Annotated in this window: 21 protein-coding genes; 14 read left to right on the top strand and 7 right to left on the bottom strand. The window is 69.9% G+C overall.

Annotated elements, in window-relative coordinates; translation table 11 throughout:
• Positions 1–19: 19 nt before the first annotated feature.
• On the bottom strand, positions 20–1,402 hold the full coding sequence (locus ACQ66R_RS04110) for a S9 family peptidase (protein ID WP_430419477.1): 1,383 nt from the start codon (positions 1,400–1,402) through the stop codon (positions 20–22).
• Entirely contained in the window at positions 1,344–2,162 is an 819-nt protein-coding gene (locus tag ACQ66R_RS04105) for a TolB family protein (RefSeq protein ID WP_430419475.1), read from the bottom strand. Before ACQ66R_RS04105 ends, ACQ66R_RS04110 begins: the two co-directional genes overlap by 59 nt.
• Positions 2,163–2,330: 168 nt before the next feature.
• On the opposite strand from ACQ66R_RS04105, the gene ACQ66R_RS04100 reads away from it, so the two are divergent.
• The 3 genes from ACQ66R_RS04100 to ACQ66R_RS04090 all read left to right on the top strand — a co-directional run bounded on the left by ACQ66R_RS04100 (position 2,331) and on the right by ACQ66R_RS04090 (position 6,153).
• The gene (locus ACQ66R_RS04100; RefSeq protein ID WP_430419473.1) at positions 2,331–4,190 is read left to right on the top strand and encodes an AMP-binding protein; all 1,860 of its coding nucleotides are present in this window, start codon (positions 2,331–2,333) and stop codon (positions 4,188–4,190) included.
• A 178-nt stretch (positions 4,191–4,368) separates the two neighbouring features.
• Positions 4,369–5,280: a glutathione S-transferase family protein gene (locus tag ACQ66R_RS04095; RefSeq protein ID WP_430419471.1), complete on the top strand. Its 912-nt coding sequence runs from the start codon at positions 4,369–4,371 to the stop codon at positions 5,278–5,280.
• Positions 5,281–5,298: 18 nt separating this feature from the next.
• Positions 5,299–6,153, top strand: coding sequence for a crotonase/enoyl-CoA hydratase family protein (locus ACQ66R_RS04090; RefSeq protein ID WP_430419469.1), 855 nt, complete (start codon positions 5,299–5,301; stop codon positions 6,151–6,153).
• Positions 6,154–6,213: 60 nt separating this feature from the next.
• Here the strand turns inward: ACQ66R_RS04090 and ACQ66R_RS04085 are convergent, their stop codons facing one another.
• Both ACQ66R_RS04085 and ACQ66R_RS04080 read right to left on the bottom strand, forming a co-directional pair.
• Complete coding sequence (locus ACQ66R_RS04085; protein ID WP_430419468.1) at positions 6,214–6,474, bottom strand: hypothetical protein; 261 nt, start codon at positions 6,472–6,474, stop codon at positions 6,214–6,216.
• A gap of 300 nt (positions 6,475–6,774) precedes the next feature.
• Positions 6,775–7,518 (bottom strand): SDR family oxidoreductase, encoded by a 744-nt coding sequence (locus ACQ66R_RS04080; RefSeq protein WP_430419466.1) that lies wholly within the window; start codon positions 7,516–7,518, stop codon positions 6,775–6,777.
• A gap of 65 nt (positions 7,519–7,583) precedes the next feature.
• Between ACQ66R_RS04080 and ACQ66R_RS04075 the strand changes: the two genes are divergently transcribed.
• Entirely contained in the window at positions 7,584–9,587 is a 2,004-nt protein-coding gene (locus tag ACQ66R_RS04075; RefSeq protein WP_430419465.1) for a TonB-dependent receptor, read from the top strand.
• A 23-nt stretch (positions 9,588–9,610) separates the two neighbouring features.
• Here ACQ66R_RS04075 and ACQ66R_RS04070 read toward each other — a convergent pair whose 3' ends face one another.
• Together ACQ66R_RS04070 and ACQ66R_RS04065 are read right to left on the bottom strand one after the other, a co-directional pair.
• Positions 9,611–10,426 carry an arylamine N-acetyltransferase family protein gene (locus ACQ66R_RS04070; RefSeq protein ID WP_430419463.1) on the bottom strand — a complete coding sequence of 272 codons (816 nt, stop codon included), beginning with the start codon at positions 10,424–10,426 and terminating at the stop codon, positions 9,611–9,613.
• A gap of 95 nt (positions 10,427–10,521) precedes the next feature.
• Complete coding sequence (locus ACQ66R_RS04065; protein WP_430419461.1) at positions 10,522–11,535, bottom strand: DNA topoisomerase IB; 1,014 nt, start codon at positions 11,533–11,535, stop codon at positions 10,522–10,524.
• 70 nt (positions 11,536–11,605) lie between these two features.
• Here ACQ66R_RS04065 and rlmJ point away from each other — a divergent pair, with 70 nt between their 5' ends.
• The 6 genes from rlmJ (at position 11,606) to ACQ66R_RS04035 (ending at position 17,174) form a co-directional block, all read left to right on the top strand.
• The gene (gene rlmJ / locus ACQ66R_RS04060) at positions 11,606–12,433 is read left to right on the top strand and encodes a 23S rRNA (adenine(2030)-N(6))-methyltransferase RlmJ (protein WP_430419458.1); all 828 of its coding nucleotides are present in this window, start codon (positions 11,606–11,608) and stop codon (positions 12,431–12,433) included.
• 71 nt (positions 12,434–12,504) lie between these two features.
• Entirely contained in the window at positions 12,505–13,188 is a 684-nt protein-coding gene (locus ACQ66R_RS04055; RefSeq protein WP_430419456.1) for a hypothetical protein, read from the top strand.
• A 40-nt stretch (positions 13,189–13,228) separates the two neighbouring features.
• Positions 13,229–13,789, top strand: coding sequence for a sugar transferase (locus tag ACQ66R_RS04050; RefSeq protein ID WP_430426206.1), 561 nt, complete (start codon positions 13,229–13,231; stop codon positions 13,787–13,789).
• A 57-nt stretch (positions 13,790–13,846) separates the two neighbouring features.
• Positions 13,847–15,955: an AsmA family protein gene (locus tag ACQ66R_RS04045; RefSeq protein ID WP_430419454.1), complete on the top strand. Its 2,109-nt coding sequence runs from the start codon at positions 13,847–13,849 to the stop codon at positions 15,953–15,955.
• 47 nt (positions 15,956–16,002) lie between these two features.
• Positions 16,003–16,500 (top strand): c-type cytochrome, encoded by a 498-nt coding sequence (locus ACQ66R_RS04040; protein ID WP_430419452.1) that lies wholly within the window; start codon positions 16,003–16,005, stop codon positions 16,498–16,500.
• 2 nt (positions 16,501–16,502) lie between these two features.
• Positions 16,503–17,174 (top strand): cytochrome b/b6 domain-containing protein, encoded by a 672-nt coding sequence (locus ACQ66R_RS04035; protein ID WP_430419450.1) that lies wholly within the window; start codon positions 16,503–16,505, stop codon positions 17,172–17,174.
• Positions 17,175–17,240: 66 nt separating this feature from the next.
• On the opposite strand, the gene ACQ66R_RS04030 is transcribed toward ACQ66R_RS04035, so the two are convergent.
• A complete protein-coding gene (locus ACQ66R_RS04030) occupies positions 17,241–17,573 on the bottom strand; it encodes a hypothetical protein (RefSeq protein WP_430419448.1) in 333 nt (110 codons plus the stop codon).
• 177 nt (positions 17,574–17,750) lie between these two features.
• Between ACQ66R_RS04030 and ACQ66R_RS04025 the strand changes: the two genes are divergently transcribed.
• The 4 genes from ACQ66R_RS04025 to ACQ66R_RS04010 all read left to right on the top strand — a co-directional run bounded on the left by ACQ66R_RS04025 (position 17,751) and on the right by ACQ66R_RS04010 (position 21,155).
• Positions 17,751–18,506: a hypothetical protein gene (locus ACQ66R_RS04025; RefSeq protein ID WP_430419446.1), complete on the top strand. Its 756-nt coding sequence runs from the start codon at positions 17,751–17,753 to the stop codon at positions 18,504–18,506.
• Positions 18,507–18,587: 81 nt separating this feature from the next.
• The gene (locus ACQ66R_RS04020) at positions 18,588–19,211 is read left to right on the top strand and encodes an ArsR/SmtB family transcription factor (RefSeq protein ID WP_430419444.1); all 624 of its coding nucleotides are present in this window, start codon (positions 18,588–18,590) and stop codon (positions 19,209–19,211) included.
• Positions 19,212–19,222: 11 nt separating this feature from the next.
• Positions 19,223–19,957 (top strand): SRPBCC family protein, encoded by a 735-nt coding sequence (locus tag ACQ66R_RS04015; protein ID WP_430419442.1) that lies wholly within the window; start codon positions 19,223–19,225, stop codon positions 19,955–19,957.
• A gap of 55 nt (positions 19,958–20,012) precedes the next feature.
• On the top strand, positions 20,013–21,155 hold the full coding sequence (locus ACQ66R_RS04010) for an L-lactate dehydrogenase (RefSeq protein WP_430426204.1): 1,143 nt from the start codon (positions 20,013–20,015) through the stop codon (positions 21,153–21,155).
• The last annotated feature ends 50 nt before the right edge of the window (positions 21,156–21,205 follow it).

The following is a 21,205-nucleotide window of genomic DNA, read 5'->3' as shown; positions in this document are numbered from 1 at the left end:
GGCAGCGGCCGGCGCCCTGCTAGTCCTCGGCCACCAGCTTCGCGGCCTCTGCGGTCCGGTCGGCGGGAGGCTTCGCGCCTGGCTCTTCCACCTTCAGGTCCGGTGTGTCGGGTCGCAGCGCGGTCGGCAGGGGCTCGCCCCAGATGTAGTGGCTGAACCAGGCCTCGTTTTCTTCCATCAGGGCGCGGTGCTGGCGCGGCTTGTTGATGCCGTGGCCGAAGCCTTCGTAGACGACCATCTTCACCGGCACGTTCTTGTCTTCCAGCGCCTGGCGCAGCTCATAGGCGTTGGCGATCGGCACGCGGCGGTCGTTCGAGCCGTGCTGGATCAGGGTGGGGGTCTTGGCCTTGGCGACGTAGCTGATCGGAGAGGTCTTCCGGTAGATCTCGGGATCGTCCCAGGGCGTGCCCTTCAGATACTGCCGGGTGAAGGGCGTGATGTCGGTGTTGGCGTAGTAGGTCATCCAGTCCGAGATGCCGGCGCCCACCGAAACCGCCTTGAACCGGTCGGACGAGGTGGTGATGAAGGCCGAGATGTAGCCGCCCTGGCTCCAGCCCATCGCCGCCACGCGATCCTTGTCCACGAAGCCCTTGGCGATCAGGGCGTCGACGCCCGAGATCACGTCGGCATAGTCGCCGACGCCCAGGTTCCGCACGTTGAGCGCCCGGAACTTGCCGCCGTAGCCCGCCGAGCCGCGGTAGTTCGGCCGCAGGATCACCGCGCCTTTCGCCAGGAACCGCTCGGTCGGATAGATGCGGTCGGCGGTGACCCAGGGCACGTCGATGCCGGTGGGGCCGCCGTGGATCACCACCAGCAACGGGTATTTCTTCGACGGGTCGAAGCCGGGCGGGGTGAGCAGCACGCCCTCGATCGGCGTGCCGTCCTTGGATTTCCAGGTGACCAGTTCGCGCTTGCCGGTGTCGAAGGGCTGGGTCTGGCTGCCGGCGTCGGTGAGTTTCACCGGCGCTGAGCCCGCCAGGTCGGCGGCGTAGATCTCGGGATAGCGGTTGGCCGCCGAGCCCTGGAACGCGGCGCGCCGGAAGTCCGAGGAGAGGCTGAAGCGCTGGCCGATCGGCAGGCCCGCGAAGGCGAGGCGGGTCGCCGCGCCGCTCTTCGGGTCTAGCCGCCAGAGACCGGACTCGGTCCTGGCGCGGGCGCCGAAGTAGATGCCGTCCGGGCCCCAGCCCAGCAGGTCGGCGTCCTCGTCGAAGTTCGGATTGGCGATCCGTGAGGCGCCGCCGGCGGCCGGGACCACCGCGATCTTCTGGTTCGCATAGAAGAAGAACTTGTCGCCGCCGGACGTCTCGAACGCGATCTGTGAGCCGTCGGGCGACCAGCGTGGTTCACTGTTCGGGCCGGCCCCGCCGACCAGCAGGCTGACCGTGGCGTCGGCGACCCTCACGACGTGGATCTGGCTGGTGTGGGAGGAAATCAGGCCGGGCTGCCCGCTGGGCGGCGAAGGCGATGCGGGTTCCGTCCGGGGAGAACGAGAAACCGTTCAGGACGCTGAAGGCGTCGGCCTTGGTGAGCGCCCTGGGCTCGGCCGGCGGCGCCAGGCGGCCGGCGGGGTCCATGGTCGGAAGGTCCTGCAGCCAGAGCTGGACCATGCCGTAGTCGGCGCGGATCACCCGGTAGTCGCCGAAGGTCTCCTTGCGATCCTTCAGCGCCTTGGGTTCGGGGCCCTCGGCGGTGAAGGCGATGCGGCGGGAGTCGGGCGCCCACTCGAAGGCGTTGACGCCCTTCTCGGCTTTGGTGACCTGCTGGGCCTCGCCGCCCGAGGCCGGCATCACATAGACCTGCCGCTTGTCGGCGGGCGACTTCGGCAGCACGCCGGGCCGATCGGAGATGAAGGCGATCCAGCGGCCGTCGGGCGACCAGGCGGCGTCGGTGCTCGACTTGCTGGCGGCGGTCAGCAGGTGGCGCTCGCCGGTGGCCGTGTCAGCGATCCAGAGGTCTGTCTCGAAAGCGTTGGCGTCCCAGTCGGTGCGCGCCTGTTCGTAGACCACGCGGCGGCCGTCGGGGGAGATCTTCGGGGCGTTGACCGCGACCATGTCGATGGACTGGCGGATGGTCGGCGTCTTCGCAGACTGGGCGGCGGCGGGCAGGGCGGCAGCCACGAGGGCAGCGGTCAGGATCAGGCCAAGCCAGCGTGGTGACGACATCGGAACCCCCGTGGCCGCACGAGCATGGCGCGGCTGTCGGCGAGCTTAGGCGAGGCCGGTGGCCTCACGCTACGTCCCTCGTGGCGCGCGCGTTGACGTGGCGTCCCCGTTGAACCGGGCCGGCGCTCGCGTAGGGTCTGCCCCAACGACGACAGGGAGGATCGGCCAATGAGCCCCGCCGACGATCACGCCCCGCTGGTGAACGCGGCCGCCCGCGCCCTGCCGCCGTTCAAGCCGCTGCCGCAGAAGGCGCCGGACGTCTCGATCGAGAAGACGCCCGACGGGACCTACTACGTCCGCTCGAACCATCCGCCGGCCGAGGGGCCGCGCTCGATCGCCCACCTGCTGGCCGACAAGGCCGCCGCGCACCCCGACCGTCCCTACATCCTGCAGCGCGCGCCGGGCCACGGGCCGTGGCAGGGTGTGACCTATGGCGAGGCCAAGCGGGCCGCCGACGGCATCGCCCAGTGGCTGCTGGCTGAGGGACTGACCGGCGCCGACAGCGTGATGGTGCTCTCGGCCAATTCGGTGGAGCACGCCCTCATCATGCTGGGCTGCTACACGGCGGGCGTCCCGATCGCGCCGATCAGCCCGGCCTACAGCCTGATCTCGACCGACCACGCCAAGCTGAAGCACTGCTTCGCCACCGTGAAGCCGCGGGTGGTGTTCGCGCAGAACAGCGCGATGTTCGCGCGCGCCTTCGAGACCCTGAAGGCGCTGGATCCGACGCTGAGGTTCGTGACCGTCGACGGCGGGGAGGGGACCACAGCGCTGGCCGAGCTGACCGCGACCGAGCCCACCGCCGCGGTCCACGCCGCGCGCGAGGGGCTGACGCACGCGACGGTCGCCAAGTACCTGTTCACATCTGGCTCGACGGGCATGCCCAAGGGCGTGCCGCAGACGCATGGGATGTTCGCGGGCGTGATCGCGGGCACCGAGGGGCTGCGCGACGAGCCGGCCGATCCGGACGTGATCCCGCAGGTGCTGGATTGGATGCCCTGGAGCCACATCTCGGCAGGCAACATCGGGTTCAACGGGGCGATGTGGGGCGGGGCCACTCTGCACCTCGACGAGGGCAAGCCGATCCCCGGCATGTTCGAGGCCACCATCAAGAACCTCTACGAGATCTCGCCGATGGGCTTCGGCTCGGCGCCGGTGGCGTTCGGCATGCTGGTCGAGGCGATGGAGAACGATCCGCGCCTGCGGGCCAGCTTCTTCAAGAACCTGCGCAGCTGCGGCTATGGCGGGGCGACGCTGTCGAACGACGTCTCGGAACGGCTACAGAAGCTGGCGATCGCCGAGACGGGCTACCGCATCCCGCTGACCACCATGTACGGCGCGACCGAGACGCAGGGGATCACGGTTGTCCACTGGATCACCGAGCTGGTGGGTCTGATCGGCCTGCCGCTGCCGGGGATCACGCTGAAGCTCGTGCCCAACGGCTCGAAGCTGGAGGTCCGGGTGAAGGGGCCGACGGTGACGAGCGGCTACCACAACGATCCGGAGAAGACCGCCGCCGCCTTCGACGAGGAGGGCTTCTACAAGCTGGGCGACGCTTGCCGGTTCCTGGACCCCGAGAAGCCCGAGCTGGGCCTGGTGTTCGACGGCCGCGTGACCGAGGACTTCAAGCTGGACTCGGGCACCTGGGTCTCGGTCGGCACGCTGCGGCCCGACCTGGTGGCGGCGTGCACGCCTTACGCCTTCGACATGGTGATCGCGGGGCAGGACAAGCCGTACGCCACCGCCCTGATCTGGCCGTCGCCGGCCGCACTGCCCACCCTGGGCGACAATCCGCTGGAGAAGCTCACCGAAGTGCTGAAGGCGAAGATCGCCGCGTTCAACGCGACCGCAGGGGGCTCTTCGCGGCGGATCGCACGCTTCACGATCATGGCCGAGCCGCCCTCGATCGACGCCGGCGAAATCACCGACAAGGGCTATGTGAACCAGCGCGCCACCCTGGAGCGTCGTGGCGCCCTGGTGAAGGCGCTGTATGCGAACCCGCCGGGACCCGGCGTGGTGGAGGTTTGAGCGCCGTGCGGTCGCAGCGCCCCCTCCACCGCTTCGCGGTCCCCCTCCCCCGCAGGCGGGTGAGGAACAATAGACGATCGATCCGCCCGAGTTCCTCCCCCATGCCAATGGGGGAGGGGGACCCCGAAGGGGTGGAGGGGGCGTTGGGCCGACGCGCGGCGCCTAGGAGCAGCGGGATATGAGCGACATCATCCTTCACCACTACGACACCTCGCCGTTCTCGGAGAAGGTGCGGTTGATGCTGGGGATCAAGGGGCTGGCCTGGCGCTCGGTGATCCAGCCGGTGATCATGCCCAAGCCCGACCTGATCCCGCTGACCGGCGGCTACCGGCGCATCCCGGTGCTGCAGATCGGGGCCGACATCTATTGCGACAGCCAGGTGATCCTGGCCGAGATCGAGCGGCGTCATCCGACGCCGCCAGTGGTGCGCGGCGCCGACTGGGCGGTGAATCTCTGGGCTGACCGGCTGTGGTTCCAGGCGACGGTGGTGGTGATCTTCGCCGAGATGGGCGACGCGGTGCCCAAGGAGTTCATCGCCGACCGCGAGAAGCTGTCGGGCAGGCCCTTCGATACGGGCGCGATGAAGGCCGCGGCGCCGTTCATGCGGCCGCAGTGGCGGGCGTATGCGGCGTGGCTCGAGGACGGCCTCCAGACCGGCGATGAGTTCCTGGGCGGAGCGACCCCTTCGCTGGCCGACGTCGCCGCCTGGATGAATGTCTGGTGGCTGTCGGGCGCCTCGCCGAAGATCGCCGACGAGTTGCTGAGCGGACTGGACCGCACACAGGCCTGGCGCGACCGGATCCGGGCCATCGGCCACGGCCAGCGCACCGAGATGGCGCCCGCCGAGGCGGTGAAGGTCGCGCATGCCAGCGAGCCCGCGCCTGATCTGGGGATCGACGCGAACGACCCGTCCGGCCTGAAACAGGGCGACAAGGTGGTGGTCCAGGCCGACGACTATGGCCGCGATCCCGTCGAAGGCGTGCTGGTGGGCCTGACGCGAGACCGGATCACGCTCGCCCGCGAATGCGGCGAAATCGACGTGTGCCATGTGCATTTCCCGCGCGCCGGCTACGTGCTGGTCAAAGGGTAAGTAGGGAAGGAACGAGAGATGAACGACCGCGTACAGATCGACATCACCGACGGCGTCGCCGACGTGCGGCTGGTGCGGGCCGACAAGATGAACGCGCTGGACAACGCCATGTTCGACGCCCTGATCCAGGCCGGCGAGCGGCTGAAAGGCGAGAGCGGCGTCCGCGCTGTGGTGTTGTCGGGCGAGGGCAAGGCGTTCTGCGCCGGGCTCGACACCTCCAACTTCGGGGCGATGGCCTCGGGCGCCCGATCGGGCGGCCAGAGCAGCACGGGAGACGCGCTGGTCACCCGCAACCGCACCCCCGGCGGCTCGAACCGGGCGCAGCATGCGGTGATGGTGTGGCGCGAGGTGCCCGTGCCAGTCATCGCGGCCGTCCACGGCGTGGCGCTGGGCGGCGGCTTCCAGCTCGCGCTGGGGCCCGACATGCGGTTCGTGACGCCCGACGTGAAGCTCTCGGTGTTCGAGATCAAGTGGGGCCTGGTCCCGGACATGGCCGGGTTGGTGCTCATGCGCCAGCTGGTGCGCGACGACATCGCGCGTGAGCTGACCTACTCGGGCCGGATCTTCAACGGCGAGGAAGCGGTGCGGATCGGGATGGCGACCCGCTGCGTCGAGGACCCGCGGGCCGAGGCCCTGGCGTTTGCGAGGGATGTGGCCGGCAAGAACCCGCACGCCATCCGGGCCGCCAAGCGCCTGCTCAATCTCGCGGCCGAGGCCGACCAGCGCGAGGTTCTGCTCGAAGAGAGCCGGGAACAGACCGCGCTGATCGGTTCGCCGAACCAGGTCGAGGCCGTGAAGGCCAACATGGAAAAGCGGGCGGCCCACTTCGCCGAGGTCGAGGTGGAGCCTCCGGCGCCGGTGTTCGGCGGCTAGATCTCGTATCCGGTTCCGATCAGGCGCAGCCGCCTGATCGGACCGTGACAGGCGTTGGCTTTAGTTGCTGACGGCCATCTGGGTCTGGGCGCCCAGGCGGGCCTTCGCGTCATTGACGGCGAACTTGAAGCACGAGGCGTACATCTCGCGCGGGAACGACGCGCCGACGACGGCCTGCGTGCAGACCTTCTTGGCGGCCTTGGCGATGTCGGCCTGGATCTGGTCGTTGGTCTTGCCGGACAGGCTGATGCGCGTGGTTTGCGCCGAAGCGGGGGCGGCGATCAGGGCGGCGACAGCCGCGACGGTCAGGATGCGGATCATGGCGATGAAATTCCGTCGGTGTGGGTTCATACAAAACCCCGTTCCGGCGTTCCTCTCAGACCGCTGCCGGTGACTTGCGCGCCGGGCTCGCCGTCTGGTGCGTCCTTGATTCCGCGATCTTGACCTTGACGCAAGCGTTAAGTTGTCGCGGTGCAGCAACAATGTTGCGATGCGAGATGAATAGACGGTGATCGCTGATAACCTAGGCGCGTGATTTTCCTAGGGCAGAGCTCTCTTTCCAGCTGTTTCAACGTGTTGCAGTCGCAGAGCGCGGGTCGCGACCTTTTCTCGCAGTTGCGGCTAACCGCGCCCGATGAAGGGCATCTGGGTGGCCATCACGGTCATGAACTGGACGTTCGCGCTGAGCGGCAGGCCGGCCATGTAGATGACCGCGTCCGCGACAGCCTTCACGTCCATGACCGCTTCCGGCTTCAGCGTTCCGTCGGCCTGGGGCACGCCCTTGGCGATCTGGCGGGTCATCTCGGTGCCGGCGTTGCCGATGTCGATCTGGCCGCAGGCGATGTCGTAGGCGCGCCCATCCAGAGAGGTGGAGCGGGTGAGGCCGGTTATGGCGTGCTTGGCGGCGGTATAGGCGATCGAGCGGGGCCGCGGGACATGGGCCGAGATCGAGCCGTTGTTGATAATCCGGCCCCCGCGCGGGTCCTGGTCCTTCATCAGGCGGAACGCGGCGCGGGTGCAGAGGAAGGCGCCGGTGAGGTTGATGTCCACGACCCGCTTCCAGTGCTCGAGACTGTGATCCTCCAGGGGCGTGGGCGGGGCGCCCGTGCCGGCGTTGTTGAACACCAGGTCGAGGCGGCCGAAGCGGGCCTTGGTCGCGGCGAACAGGGCGTCGACCGACCCTTCGTCAGAGACGTCGGTGGGCCGGACCAGGCAGGGCGCGCCTTCGCCCAGCGCCGCGGTCGCCGCCAACTCGGCCTCGCGCCGGCCCGCCAGCGCCACGCTCCAGCCGTCCTGGAGTAGCGCCAGGGACACAGCCCGGCCGATACCGCTGCCGGCTCCCGTAACGATAGCGACCTTCGCCATTGTGATCTCCCTCGACGCTGATAAGCCCTCGTGTCGCTTCGACGTACCCGCCTTACGAGAGCTCCATGCCCGATTTGCCGCCGCCATCCCCGGAAGTCGAGGCCGTCGTGGTCTATGCGCCGCGACTGGCCCCCTTGGGCGGCGAGGCGGTGTTCAGCGCCGTTCAGATCTCGCCGGAGGTGCTGAAGACCGAGCCGCGCCTGGACGAGGCGCTGAAGACCGCGCCGGGGGTGTCGCTGTTCCGCCGCACCGGCAGCGGGGCGGCCAACCCCACGACCCAGGGTCTGTCGTTGCGCGCGATCGCGCCGTCTGGCGCCGGCCGGGCGCTGGTGACCCTGGACGGAGCGCCGCAGAACGATCCCTTCGGCGGCTGGGTGATCTGGAGCGGCCTGCCCTCGGAAGGCTTGGCGGGGGCGACCGTGGTGCGCGGCGCGGGCTCGGGGCCCTACGGCGCGGGCGCGCTGACTGGCGTGGTGGCGCTGACCGAGCGGGCGACGCCGGACGGAATCGCGGTCGCCGAGGTCTCGGCGGGCGAGCGGGATTCGTATCGTGCGGCGATCGCCGCCGGTCTGCCGGGCGTGCTGTTGACGGCGTCCGGCTCGCGGACGGACGGGTACTATGCCGTGCGCGGCCCACGTCGTGGCGCGGCCGACACCCGGCTGCGCCTGGACGACGCGTCGGTGGCGCTGCGGGTGCAGCACGAGTTCGGGTCGGTCCAGACGGCGGCGCGGGTATCCGCCTTCCAGGTCAACCAGCAGGCCGGCCTGCGCGGGGCGCGGTCGAACACTTCAGGCGCGTCGGCGACCGTGACGGTGGCCCAGCCGGCCAGCGAGGGCGTCGGCGGCTGGCGGTTGCAGGCCTGGGCGCGGGCCAGCGACCTGGAGAACAGTTCCGTGGCGGTCGCCGCGGGACGGGCGACCACCACCCCGGCCAACGACCAGTACGACACTCCCGCCGTCGGCTACGGGTTCAACGCGGCTCTGCAGGGCAAGGAGGGCCCCTTCGCCTGGGAGATCGGCGCCGACGTGCGCGCGGCGGATGGCAAGGAGCAGGAGCTGTTCCGCTTCCAAGGCGGCGTCTTCACCCGCGACCGGACCGCCGGCGGCGAGACGCTGGTCTACGGCGCCTACGCCGAAGGTGTGCTGGATCAGGGACCGTGGCTGCTGACCGGCGGCGTGCGGCTGGACCGCTCGCGGGCGTTCAACGCGGTGCGCATCGAGCGCGACCGCCAGACCGGCGCGGTGCTTCTGAACCAGGGCGCAGCCGATCGGTCCGACACGACCCCGACGGGGCGCATCGGCGTGCGCTACGAGGCAGCCGACGACCTCTTTCTGCGGGCGGCCGCCTATGCCGGATTCCGCGCGCCGACCCTGAATGAGCTGCACCGGCCGTTCCGGGTGGGCAACGACATTACCGAGGCTAACCCGACCCTCAAGCCGGAAACCCTGCAGGGCTTTGAAGTCGGCATGGCGGGCGAGGGGGCGGTCCGCTGGAGCGCGGGGGCGTTCTACAGCCTGCTGAAGGATCCGATCACCAACGTCACCATCGGCGTAGGACCGGGCACGTTCCCGACTGCGGGCTTCGTTCCGGCAGGCGGCACGCTGCGCCAGCGCCAGAACGCCGGCGAGATCGAGGCGTGGGGCCTGGAGGGCGAGGCGTCGGGCCGGCTCTCGGACGCCTTCGTCTGGCGCACGGCGGCGGCCTATACCGACGCCGAAGTGAACGGCGGCCGCAGCGCCCCGCAGCTTTCGGGCCTGCGCCCGGCTCAGACGCCGAAGTGGACGGCCACGGCGGGCGCCACCTTCCGCCCGAGCGAGGTTCCCGTCGAGCTGTCGGCTGACCTGCGCTACGAGAGCCCCCGCTGGGAGGACGACCTCAACAGCCGCAGGCTGTCGGCCGGGGTCCAGCTGGATGCGCGCGCCGCGTGGCGGTTCACCGACAACGTCGAGGCCTTCGTGGCCGCTGAGAACCCGTTCGACGCGAAGCTCGAAGTGGGAGAGACCGCGGACGGCGTCGAGAGCTTTGCGGCGCCCAAGACCATCCGCATCGGCTTCACGTACCGCCAGTAGCGCGGGACCTGCTCGCCCGCTATCTAGGCCGGGGTCTTAGGGAACAGCTCCTCATGCCGCGCATAGACGCGGTCCCAGATCGTCGCGGCCTCCGGGACGTCCAGCTCGAACTCGCGCTGCAGCAGGGCGACGAATTCCGCCGCCGTGTCGATCAGGCTGTCCTCCTTCACGCCCGGCCGGAGGCGGCGGAAGGCGCGGCCGCGGAGCAGGCGGATCTCGTCGCCCATGTGTCGCTGGGCGATGGCGGTCATGACGAAGACGGACGCGGGCGACGTCTGCAGCTCCAGGCACTTGGCCGAAAGCAGAGCCGGATCCGCGGGGTCCAGGTTGAAGTCGAAGTTGGGCGCGCCGCCGGCCTCGTGGTTGTGGAGCCGCCACCAGCCGCCTTCGAGCTTTTGAAGACGGTATTCGAAACCGTCGGAGCGGATCGGGCCGTCCTGGAGCGGGAAGGGGTCGCGCGATCCGTCGCCGAACCCGACGTCGGCGATCCACAGGCCCTCGGGCAGTTCGACCAGCAGCACCAGGTGATTGCCCACCGCGTCGTCGCCGCGGACCATGCGATGCACGCCGCCGGCCAGGCGGGTGACCTTGAAGCCGATCTCTTCCAGGGCGGCGCCCAACAGGCCGTTCATCTCGTAGCACCAGCCGCCGCGGCCGCGCCGGACGATCTTGTCGAAGGCCTCGGCGGGGCTGGTGGTCAGCGCCCGCCCCAGCTGGACGTCCAGGTTCTCGTAGCTGATCGCCAGCGCATGGGCGCGGTGCAGAGCCTTCAGGGTGGCGAGATCCGGCCGGGGGACGCCCATGAAGCCGATGCGGTCGAGGTAGAGTTGGAGGTCCATGCCCGAAGACCTAGGCGCCGCGCCAAGACTTCACCAGGGCCGATTTGGCTGACGTCCCCAGTCCGCTTGCGCTGTCCGGCCGCCGGGCCTGGGTGTTAGCGACTCTCCAGAAACTTGAGGACCGCCAGCTCGAACGGTCGCCCCTCACGGCCGCGCAGGTCGAGTTCGCCCTTGGCATAGGCCTCCAGGATGGCCGGGTGGATATAGGCGCTGCGGGCGACCGCGGCGGTATTTCCCAGCAGGCCGGCGACGGCTTTCGCGCAGGTGTTGAGGTTGCGCTTCGAGGCCGAGAGATCGGCGCATTCGGGCATGGTCAGGGCGCGGGCCGCGGCCACGGTGCCGGCCCAGGTGCGGAAGTCCTTGGCCGAAAAGTCCTCGCCGATGGCCTCGCGGATGTAGGCGTTGACGTCGGCGCTCTCGACGGCGTGGCGCTGGCCGTCCTCGTCGAGGTACTGGAAGAGGCGCTGGCCGGGCAGGTCCTGGCAGGCCTTCACCACGCGGGCGAGCCGGCGGTCGTTGAACCCGGTCGAGTGGGACTTGCCGCTCTTCCCGCGGAACTCGAAGACCGCCTTCGCGGCGCCGATCTTCACATGACGGTCGCGGAGGGTCGTGAGACCGAAGCTCTTGTTCGTCCGCGCGTACTCCTCGTTGCCGACACGGATCAGCGTGGTCTCCATCACGCGGATCACGGCGGCCAGCACCTTGTCGCGGGGCAGGCCGCGGCGGGCGAGATCGGCGTCGACGCGGGCGCGCAGGCGGGGCAGGGCTCGGCCGAAGGCCAGGAGCCGGTCGTACTTGTGGCCGTCGCGGGCCTGACGCCAGCGTGCGTGGTAGAGATACTGCTTGCGGCCCCGCTGGTCGCGGCCCACCGCCTGGATGTGACCGTTCGCCCTCGGACTGATCCACACGTCGGTCCAGGCGGGCGGGATCATGAGATCGCGGATGCGCTCGAGCGTCCTGGCGTCGGTGATGGCCTTGCCGTCGGGGCCCGCGTAGGCGAACCCGTGGCGGGCGGCCGTGCGGCGGATGCCGGGATCCTGGTCGGAGGCATACGACAGCCCGGCGGGCAACGGCGCGGTCTTCTCCGCTTCGGCAACGTCCTTCGCCATCCCGACCTCCACTGGCAGGCCCGCAACGTGATATGGCCAGGCAGGTTCCCCCTGCAGCCCACGGATTGCCTTGAACTATCGCCACGCCTTTCACGCCGGGAACTTCGCCGATCTGGTGAAGCATGCGGGCCTTCTGCGGCTGCTGTCTGAGCTGACCGCCACGGGCGGCCCTTTGACCGTGATCGACACCCACGCCGGCCGCGGCCTCTACGACCTGGGCGGCGCGGAGGCGAAGCGGTCGGGCGAGGCCGAGGCGGGCGCGTTGAAGCTCCGAACCGCCCGCGATGCGCCGGCCGAAATCGTGGCGCTGCGCCAGGCGGTGGCCGATCTGAACGGCGGCGACGCCGTGCGGCGCTATCCGGGCTCACCGTGGCTCATCGCCGAGGCTCTGAGGCCGGGCGACCGCTACATCGCCTGCGAACTGCGGCCGGAAGAGCATCATGCGCTCCGCACGGCGATGCGCGGGCGGGAGGCGGTGCGGACCCTCAACGCCGACGGCTATGCCGCAGCCGTGGCCGAGTGTCCCGCGCACGGTCGAGTCCTGGTCCTGATCGATCCGCCGTTCGAGAGAGCCGACGACTATGCGCGCATCGTCGAGACGGTCGCCGCGCTGCGCGCCCGGAACCCCACGGCCCAGGCGCTCGTCTGGCTGCCGATCAAGGACCTTGAGACGCTGGATTCGTTCCTCCGCGATCTGGAGGACGAGGTGGCCGCCCCGATGCTGGTGGCCGAGGCCCGTGTGAGGCCCTTGAGCGATCCTATGAAGATGAACGGCTGCGCGCTGGTGCTGGTCGGCGGACCCGACCTTGCCGCGCCGTGTGCCGCGATCTGCGGCTGGGCTGCCGAGGCTCTGGGCGCCGGCGGCGGATCGAAGGTCTACGCGCTGTCGCCACAATAGTTTCGCAACTGCGAAGGTGGCGCGCGTGTTATGTTGCGATGCACAATTCCGTGCCGCACAGGAACCTTCCCATGGCGACCTTCGATCTCCCCGAATGGCCTGAGCCCCGGGCGCCCCGGCAGCTGATGCTGGGCGCCGTGTCCCCGCTCTGGGCCTACTTTGGCGCCGCTGCGGCGGGTGGCGTGGCCTATTGGTGGATGACCCGCTGGACCCGGCCCGTGAACATCGAGGCTCTGTTCGGCGGGATCGCCCAGTCGGCGCCGGTGCAGGCGCCCTCAATCGAAGCCGTCGCCGAGCTGGTGACCGAAGCGGTCGAGGCGGGCGCCGATGTTGCCGAGACCGTCGTGGCGGCGACCGCAGAGGCGGTCATCGAGGCCTCTGAGGCCATGACGGACGTCGCATCGGAAGCAGAAGCCATTCCCGAGGCCCTGCCTGACGCCGCCGTCGGTGGTGAAGTCGCGTCGATCGCCCCGCTGGCCGAAGTCCTGGCGGCGACTGAACCCGAGCCGGCGCCCGAGCCGGTGGTCGAGGCTGCGCCCGAACCGGCGCTGGAGATCGCGCCGGAGCCGGTGGTCGAAGCCGCGCCCGCGCCCGAGGCTGTCGTCGAAGCCACACCTGAGCCCGAGGTCGAAACGGCGCCGACCCCCGAACCCGAGGCGCCGCCGATGGTGGAAGCGACCGCGGACCCCCTGCCGGCGCCGGTCGCCAAGCCGCGGGCCCGCAAGACGCCGCCCGCCAAGGGCCTCGAAGGCTGACGTAGCGCTCGGCGCCGCCCGGCGCTAACAACGGGTGGTGCTGAAGCGGACCTTCGACATCGTGATCGCGCTGGCGGGCCTCGCCCTCGGCTGGCCCGTGCTGCTGACGCTTGCGCTGGCGGTTCGGCTGACCAGTCCGGGGCCGGCGATCCACTGGTCGCGGCGTGTGGGGCGGGGCAACCGCATCTTCGCGATGCCCAAGTTCCGCTCCATGCGGACCGATACGCCCGACGTCGCCACCCACCTGCTGGAGGACCCGGGTCAGTGGATCACCCCGCTGGGCCGGTTCCTGCGCAAGTCCAGCCTGGACGAGCTCCCCCAGCTCTGGAGCGTCCTCGTGGGCGACATGAGCCTGGTCGGGCCCCGGCCGGCGCTGTTCAATCAGGACGATCTGGTGGGCCTGCGCACCGCGGCGGGCGTGCACCGCCTGCGCCCGGGCGTCACCGGCTGGGCGCAGGTGAACGGGCGAGACGAGCTTCCTATCCCCGAGAAGGTGAAGCTGGACGCAGAGTATCTTGACCGGATGTCGCTCGCCTTCGACCTCGCGATCATCCTGGCCACGGCGCGTGTCGCGCTGACGGGCCGGGGCGTAAGTCACTAATTTTCCGGGGCAACAGACCGGGAGGCCACGCGTTCTGTGGGCTCCCGGAGACCACCCGTGAGCGAAAACCCCATCCAGAGCCCGCCGCCGCGCCGGCCACTGCGCCGCGATACGCCCGGCGTGCGTCGGCCGCTGCGCCAACGGTTGTCGTCCGCACCGTTCAAACCGTCCAACCTGACGCCGCCGCAAAGAAAGGCCCTGGGTTGGGCCGGCGCGATCCTGGTCGTGCTTGCGGTCGCAATCGCGGTCCTGATCGCCATCTGGGATTGGAACTGGTTTCGTGGGCCGCTGGAGCGCACGGCGTCGGCGCGACTGAACCGACAGGTCACGATCAGCGGAGACCTCAACGCCGAGATCTGGTCCTGGCAGCCCAGCGCGACGGTCGACGGCATCGCCATCGCCAACCCGGCCTGGGCCGGGCAGGGGAAGCTGGGCACGATCGAGCGGTTGTGCGTGCGCGTGCGTCTCGTGCCGCTGCTGTGGGGCAAGGCCGATATCCGGGTGCTGGCCGTCGAGCGGCCCGACTTCAAGCTGCTGGCCGACGCCAAGGGCCGCAGGAACTGGGACTTCTCGGACGGCCGCGACAAGACCCCAGTGAACCTGCCCCCGATCCAGCACTTCCTGATCGAGGACGGTCGCCTCACCTATCTCGACGCCCGGCGCGACGTCCGCTTCGAGGGAACGATCAACGCGCGCGAACAGCTGGGCTCGGCCACGCGTGGCTTCGAGGTCCTGGGGCGCGGCACGATCAACGGCGCGCCGTTCCGCGCCGAGGTCGCAGGCGGGCCGCTGCTGAACATCGAACGCAACAAACCCTATCCGTTCAACGCCGAGATCCGCGCCGGCCGCACCCTGATCACCGCCAAGGGGGCGGTGCCCAAGCCGTTCGACATGGCCAGGTTCTACATGGACGCCACGGCGCGCGGTCCCGATCTGGCAGAGCTGTTCCCGCTCACCGGCCTCGCCCTGCCCAATACGCCGCCCTACAGCGTCCGCGGTCGGGTGGTGCGTGACCAGCTCTTGTGGCGGGTCGACGGGTTCGGCGGCCGGGTCGGCGACAGCGATATCTCGGGCAAGATCTCGGTCGATACGGCCGGCGAGCGGCTGTTCCTGCGCGCCGACCTGACGTCACGCAGCCTCGACTTCGACGACCTGGGCGCGGTGTTCGGCGGCGCGCCGAAGGCCGGCCCCGGCGAGACCGCCTCGGCCGAGCAGGCTGTGACGAGCCGCAAGATGGAGGCCCGGCAGCGCCTGTTCCCCGACACGCCCCTGGACGTGACCCGGATCCGCGCGATGGACGCCGACGTGACGTTCAAGGCGCTTTCGATCCGCGACACGCCGATCCAGCTCGGCTCGGCGGAGGCGCGCGTGCGGCTGGACAACGGGCTGCTGCGCGCCCAGCCGGTGCGGCTTGACCTGCCCCGGGGTCGGGTCGAAGGGTTCGTGACCCTCGACGCCCGCAAGGCGACGCCGCGGACCGAGCTGGACCTGCGCCTGTCGAACTCGCGGATCGAGACGATCATTCCCGTGAAGTTCCAGGGCGGCTCGCCCGTGACGGGTCCCCTCGTCGGTCGCGCCAAGCTGGTCGGGTCGGGCGCCAGCGTGCACGCCGCCTTCGCCAGCGCCAACGGGACGCTGACCCTGGTCGCCGCGGACGGTGAGATCCGCAAGGCGCTGGCGGAGTTGATGGGCGTGAACGTGATCAAGGGGCTGGGCCTGCTGAACAAGCAGGACATGACGCCCATCCGGTGCGGCGTGGCGAACTTCGAGGCGCGCAACGGCGTGATGTACGCCCAGAACATCGTGCTCGACACCGGCCCGGTCGTGGTGCGGGGCAAGGGGACGGTCGACCTGGGCGCCGAACAGATCGACCTGACCTTCCGCGGGCAGGACAAAAAGTTCCGGCTGGTGCGGGTGCTTCTCCCCCTTACCGCCAAGGGGCCTATCATGGCGCCGGAGGTGGGCGTCCAGCCTGGCTCTGCGGTGGCGCAGGGCGGCGCGGCGGTGGCGCTTGGGACCCTGCTCACGCCTCTGGCCGCCATTCTGCCGTTTGTGGACGCCGGCCTGGCCAAGAACGCCAAATGCGCCGCACTGGTGGCCGAGGCTCGCGCGGACGGTGCGCCCGTCAGGTCTGTCGCAGCGAAGCCGTTGACGGCCAAGCGCTGACCCGGTCAATCTCCACTGCAACGGTAGGAACAGGAAGGCCTGCGGCGATGATGAGCAAAGGTGCGGCCGTGGCCGCTGCGTTCGGGATCGGGGCGGTCATCGCCGCCGGCGGTGCGTTCGCCCACGACGACAAGTTGCCCGCGAACGCCAACGCGGCCACCAAGGCGGCGTACGCCCGGCATGCCAGCTTCGAGAAGCTGGGCGCGGCCTTCAAGGGACTGAACGACGAGCTGCGCAAAGGCTCGCCCGACAAGGCGGTTCTGGCGTCGAACGCCAAGGCGATCAACGCCGCGGCCGGCGCGCTGCCCACCTGGTTCCCCCGCGGCAGCGGGGTTCAGGCGCGGCCGATGAGCGAGGCCAAGGCCGAGATCTGGACGGATGCGGCCGGCTTCACCGCGGCGGCGTCCAACTTCCGCACCGAAGCGGGCAAGCTCAACACCGTGGCGGCGGGCGGCGACATCGACGCCATCAAGGCCCAGGTGCGGCCGACCTTCATGGCCTGCAAGGGCTGCCACGAGAAGTTCCGGCAAGAGAAGAAGGGCTAAGTTTGCCCGATCCGTCAGCCGCCGGCCGCTACAAGCTCTGGGACGGGCCCGTCCGGCTCGTCCACTGGCTGCTGGTCGGCCTGATCGCCTTTTCCTGGTGGTCGTCCGAGGATCACCTGAACTGGCACCGCTGGAGCGGATACGCCATCATCGGCCTGGTGGTGTTCCGTATCTGGTGGGGTTTTGCCGGCGGCGGGGCCGCGAGGTTCTCGAGCTTTGTCCGCGGGCCGGGGACGATCCTCGCCTACCTGAAGACCGTGGGCCGTCGCGACCGCTCGGATATGCCCGGCCACAACCCGCTGGGGGCGCTCAGCGTGCTGGCGTTCCTGGTCGTGCTGCTGGTCCAGGTGGGCACCGGGCTGTTCGCCGTGGACATCGACGCCTTCGAGGCGGGCCCGATGTCGGACCGCGTCAGCTTCGAATTGGGCCGCCAGATCGCCGAGATCCACGAACTCAGCTTCCGGGTGCTGCAGGGCTTGGTGGTCCTGCACGTCCTGGCGGTGCTCTTCTATCTGGTCTGGAAGCGCACCGACCTGATCGGCCCGATGATCACCGGCAGGCGTTCGCTGCCCAGCGACCCCGGGCTTGCCGGGGCGCCGTGGTGGCGTCTGATCCTGGGGGTTGCGCTGGCGGGCGCGATCGCCTGGGCGCTGTCGAGAGGGCTGCGCTTCTAGAGCGCCGCGAGGGCGCTCCAGAACGCCTACTTGGTGTGTTTACGGCGCTGCATCGCCGGAAAGCGCTTAGCTGCGGTCGGCGGCGTCGCGGAGCGAGTTGAGCCAGGCGTCTTCGCGCAGCTTCTCGGCTTCCCGCAGCTTGGTCTCGGCGTCGCGGACAGCAGCGTCGTGCTTGCGCCATTCCGAGACCGCGCCCTCGCGCGCCGACCGGGCGGCTTCCAGGGTGGGGTAGCGGGCGAGCACCGCGCGCGTCGAGTAGTTCACCGGCGGGCCCACCGTCTCGCGGTCGGGATAGAAGCCCGTGATCGAATCGTTCGACTCGCTGTCGATGTGGAAGACATCGGCCCAGCCCGCGTGGTGACGCATCAGGGCCCAGGGGCGTTCGATCCGGTCGCTCACCAAGTGTCTCCGTCGATGGTGTCCGATTCCGCGTTGCGCGCGGCCTATCCCCTGCCTTTAGCGCGACCGACCGCCGCGTCCAACGCCGCGATGACGGTTTTTGACTTTCCTGGCGCTGCGTCAGCGTGGGAAAGCACGCCTCATTGAACCTGATCCATTTCGAGTGAGCTTCGAATTTTGAGCAAGATCACCATCGGCGGCCAATTTCGTGGCCCGCCCAACTCCGGCAATGGCGGCTATGTCTGCGGGGTCCTGGCGAGGGATTTCGACGGTCCCGTCACCGCGGTCATCCGGTCCCTGGTCCCGCTGGACACAGAGCTCGACCTGGAGATCCGCGACGGCGCGCGGGTCCTCACCGGCGCCGACGACACGCTGATCGCCCAGGGCGGGCCCTCGACCCAGGAGCTGCCCCATCCGCCCGTCACGCCCACGCTGGAGCAGGCGCGCGCGGCGATGGCCGGGTACATGGGCCACACCCAGCGGGTCCATCCCGTGTGCTTCACCTGCGGGAACGCGCGTGAGGAGGGCGACGGCCTGCGCGTGTTTCCGGGCCAGCTGGCGGATGCCGACCCGGGTGTCGTCGCCTGCGTCTGGACGCCCCACGCGGCGTTCGCCCAGGCGGACGGCACGATCCCGACGGAGGTCGTCTGGGCCGCGCTCGACTGCCCCGGCTTCTTCGCCTGGGTCGAGAAGGAGGGCCGCCACGGCGCGCTGCTGGGCACCATGACCGGCGAGGTCTTGGTCCCCCCGCGGGCGGGCGAAGACTACGTCGTGCTCGCCTGGCCGATCGTTCGGGAAGGCCGCAAGGAGATCGCCGGCGTCGCGTTGTTCGACGGCGAAGGGCGGCTGATGGCCCGCGGCCACCAGGTCTGGATCACCATGGCGCCCCGGTTCCCCGCGGCTGCGCCGGCGGAGGAAGCCGCCAAGGCCTGATCGCTTTGGAGTTGCGGCCGAGACCGACGCATTGCGACTGGTCCAATTGACAAATTAAACTGTCTATTGGAGATTTGGGGCATGACGGACGCTCAGCCCGACGCGCGAAATGCGATGGACTTCGTGGATCAGGCGGCCGCCGCGCGTGTGGCGCTGTCGCCCCTGCGCCGGCAATTGCTGGCGCGCCTGACCGAACCGATGTCGGCCGCGGGGCTGGGTGAGGCGCTGGATCTGCCGCGTCAGCAGGTGCGTCACCATCTCAAAGTGCTGGAGGCGGCGGGGCTGATCGTCGAAGTCGGCGCGAGACGCAAGCGCGGCTTCACCGAGACCCTCTACCTGGCGCGGGCGCGCTCGCTGCTGATCGATCCGATGCTGGTCGGCGAGCACGCGCCGGCCGCCGTGAGCGCCCAGGACCAGCACTCGGCCGAGCATCTGGTGCGGACGGCGGCGCGCTTGGTGCATGAGGTCGGCCGGATGCGCGGCGAGGCCGAGCGGGAAGGCAGCCGTCTGCTGACCGTGACTGTCGAAGCCGACGTCGGCTTTGCGAGCCCTGCCGAATACGACGCCTTCACGCAGCAGCTGGCGCAAGCCGTGGCCGACATTGCGAAGGCCTACCCGGCCGAGGGCGCCCGCCGCCGCTACCGCCTCACCGCGGCGGGCCATCCCGCCGTCGCCGCCCTGACCGAACCCAAACCCCTGAACTGACGGAACGCACGATGCCCGATCGCCTGCTCGTGGAACTGACCATCGCCGCGCCGGCCGACGCCGTGTGGGACGCGATCGGCGACCCGGCCAAGATCTACAACTGGTTCGGCTGGGACGCCGCCGGACTCAAGGACGAAGTGGAGTTCATCTTCGTCTCCCACGCCAAGCGGGACGAGGCGAACAGGGTGCTGTTCTTCGAAGGCGTGAACGACCGCTTCGAACTGATCGACCAGGGCGGCCAGACAGTGCTGCGGGTGGTCCGGGCCGTGGCCGAGACCGACAGCTGGGACGGCGTCTACGAGGACATGACCGAGGGCTGGATCAGCTTCGTGCAGCAACTGAAGCTGGCCATGGAGCAGCACGCGCTAGGTCCGCGGCGCACGCTCTACCTGGAAGGGGCGGCCAAGGCGGGCGGCCAGGCGCCCATGGCGGCGCTAGGGCTGACCAGGGTGTCCGACACGGCGCCAGGCCAGCCCCTGAACGTGACCCTGCCGACGGGCGAGGCTGTGCAGGGCCAGGCCTGGCATCGCACGCCCTGGCAGTTCGGTTTCACGGTCCCGCAATGGGGCGACGGCATGTTGATCGTCACGGACAAGTCGATGACCGAGACCTCGCCGGACGGCCGCGGGGCGTTGATCCTGACCACGTACGGGCTGTCGGACGCGGAGTTCTCGGCGCTTGAGGCGCGCTGGAAGTCCTGGTGGGATGATCGCTACGGCCCGGCCCGCGAAGCGCCTTGCGCCTGACCTTGCACGCCCGTCCATAGCGCTCCACAACCTCCCGGCGGGGAGGACCATGCGGATGCGGGCGGCTTCGGTTTCGGACTATCGCGAGCTGGCGCGGCGCAGGCTGCCCAACATCTTCTTCGAGTACATCGACGGCGGCTCGTACGCCGAGGAGACGCTACGCCGCAACGTCGCCGACCTGGAGGCCATCGCGCTGCGCCAGCGGGTGATGCGCGACATGACCCAGCTGAACATGGCGGTCGAGACCCTGGGCCAGACCCTGAAGATGCCGGTCGGGCTGTCTCCCGTGGGCATGGCCGGCATGTACGGCCATCGCGGCGAGGTCCAAGCCAGCCGGGCGGCGACGGCGACCGGCGTGCCGTTCTGCCTGTCGACCGTCGGCGTCTGCTCGATCGAGGAGGTCGCCGCGACGGGCACGCCGCCCTGGTTCCAGCTCTACATGCTCAAGGACCGGGGCTACATGAAGGACCTGCTGGGCCGGGCGAAAGCCGCCGGCTGCCCGGTGCTGGTGTTTACGGTAGACCTGCCGCTGCCGGGCTCTCGCTACCGCGACATCCGCTCGGGCTTCACCGGCGCCACACCGCTGCAGGCGATGATGACCCAGGCGTGGGAGGGGATCACGCACCCGGCCTGGACCTGGGACCTGTTTGTCCACGGCCGACCCCACACGCTGGGCACCGTGCAGGATGCGGTGAAGGAGGGGCGGCGGGTCACCGACTTCCTGGCCTGGATCTCGCGCAACTTCGACCGCTCGGTCACATGGAAGGACATGGACTGGGTGCGCGAGAACTGGGACGGCCCGATCGTCATCAAGGGCGTGCTGGACGTCGAGGACGCCCGCGACGCGGTGAAGGCGGGCGCCCAGGGGCTGGTGGTGTCCAACCACGGCGGTCGCCAGCTGGACGGCGTGAAGTCCTCGATCTCAGCGCTGCCGCGGATCGCCGATGCGGTGGGCGGCGACCTCGAGGTCTACATGGACGGCGGCATCCGTTCAGGACTCGACGTGCTGAAGGCCCTGGCGCTGGGCGCGCGGGCCTGTTTCGTCGGCCGGCCCTGGGCCTGGGCGCTGGGGGCAGGGGGCCAAAAGGCGATCGAGAAGATGCTGGGCACCCTGCGGGCCGAGCTGGCCGTGGCCATGATCCTGACCGGTTGCGCCGATGTGACGACGGCCGGAAAGGCCCTGCTGGACCGGGACTGACGGTTCGGCAGGCGGCGACCGCCCGGATTCGCCGATGACGCGAATGCGAT

The sequence above is a fragment of the Phenylobacterium sp. genome (genome assembly GCF_965284355.1).
Taxonomy (GTDB): Bacteria; Pseudomonadota; Alphaproteobacteria; order Caulobacterales; family Caulobacteraceae; genus Phenylobacterium.
Note: the sequence above shows the minus strand (reverse complement) of the source record. Positions and strands in the feature narration are given on the sequence as shown.

Excerpts from the sequence above, each read along its gene's own strand:
- ACQ66R_RS04105 (WP_430419475.1), bottom strand. The coding sequence starts at position 2,162 with ATGTCGTCACCACGCTGGCTTGGCCTGATCCTGACCGCTGCCCTCGTG.
- ACQ66R_RS04100 (WP_430419473.1), top strand. The coding sequence starts at position 2,331 with ATGAGCCCCGCCGACGATCACGCCCCGCTGGTGAACGCGGCCGCCCGC.
- ACQ66R_RS04095 (WP_430419471.1), top strand. The coding sequence starts at position 4,369 with ATGAGCGACATCATCCTTCACCACTACGACACCTCGCCGTTCTCGGAG.
- ACQ66R_RS04090 (WP_430419469.1), top strand. The coding sequence starts at position 5,299 with ATGAACGACCGCGTACAGATCGACATCACCGACGGCGTCGCCGACGTG.
- ACQ66R_RS04085 (WP_430419468.1), bottom strand. The coding sequence starts at position 6,474 with ATGATCCGCATCCTGACCGTCGCGGCTGTCGCCGCCCTGATCGCCGCC.
- ACQ66R_RS04080 (WP_430419466.1), bottom strand. The coding sequence starts at position 7,518 with ATGGCGAAGGTCGCTATCGTTACGGGAGCCGGCAGCGGTATCGGCCGG.
- ACQ66R_RS04075 (WP_430419465.1), top strand. The coding sequence starts at position 7,584 with ATGCCCGATTTGCCGCCGCCATCCCCGGAAGTCGAGGCCGTCGTGGTC.
- ACQ66R_RS04070 (WP_430419463.1), bottom strand. The coding sequence starts at position 10,426 with ATGGACCTCCAACTCTACCTCGACCGCATCGGCTTCATGGGCGTCCCC.
- ACQ66R_RS04065 (WP_430419461.1), bottom strand. The coding sequence starts at position 11,535 with ATGGCGAAGGACGTTGCCGAAGCGGAGAAGACCGCGCCGTTGCCCGCC.
- ACQ66R_RS04055 (WP_430419456.1), top strand. The coding sequence starts at position 12,505 with ATGGCGACCTTCGATCTCCCCGAATGGCCTGAGCCCCGGGCGCCCCGG.
- ACQ66R_RS04040 (WP_430419452.1), top strand. The coding sequence starts at position 16,003 with ATGATGAGCAAAGGTGCGGCCGTGGCCGCTGCGTTCGGGATCGGGGCG.
- ACQ66R_RS04020 (WP_430419444.1), top strand. The coding sequence starts at position 18,588 with ATGACGGACGCTCAGCCCGACGCGCGAAATGCGATGGACTTCGTGGAT.
- ACQ66R_RS04015 (WP_430419442.1), top strand. The coding sequence starts at position 19,223 with ATGCCCGATCGCCTGCTCGTGGAACTGACCATCGCCGCGCCGGCCGAC.
- ACQ66R_RS04010 (WP_430426204.1), top strand. The coding sequence starts at position 20,013 with ATGCGGGCGGCTTCGGTTTCGGACTATCGCGAGCTGGCGCGGCGCAGG.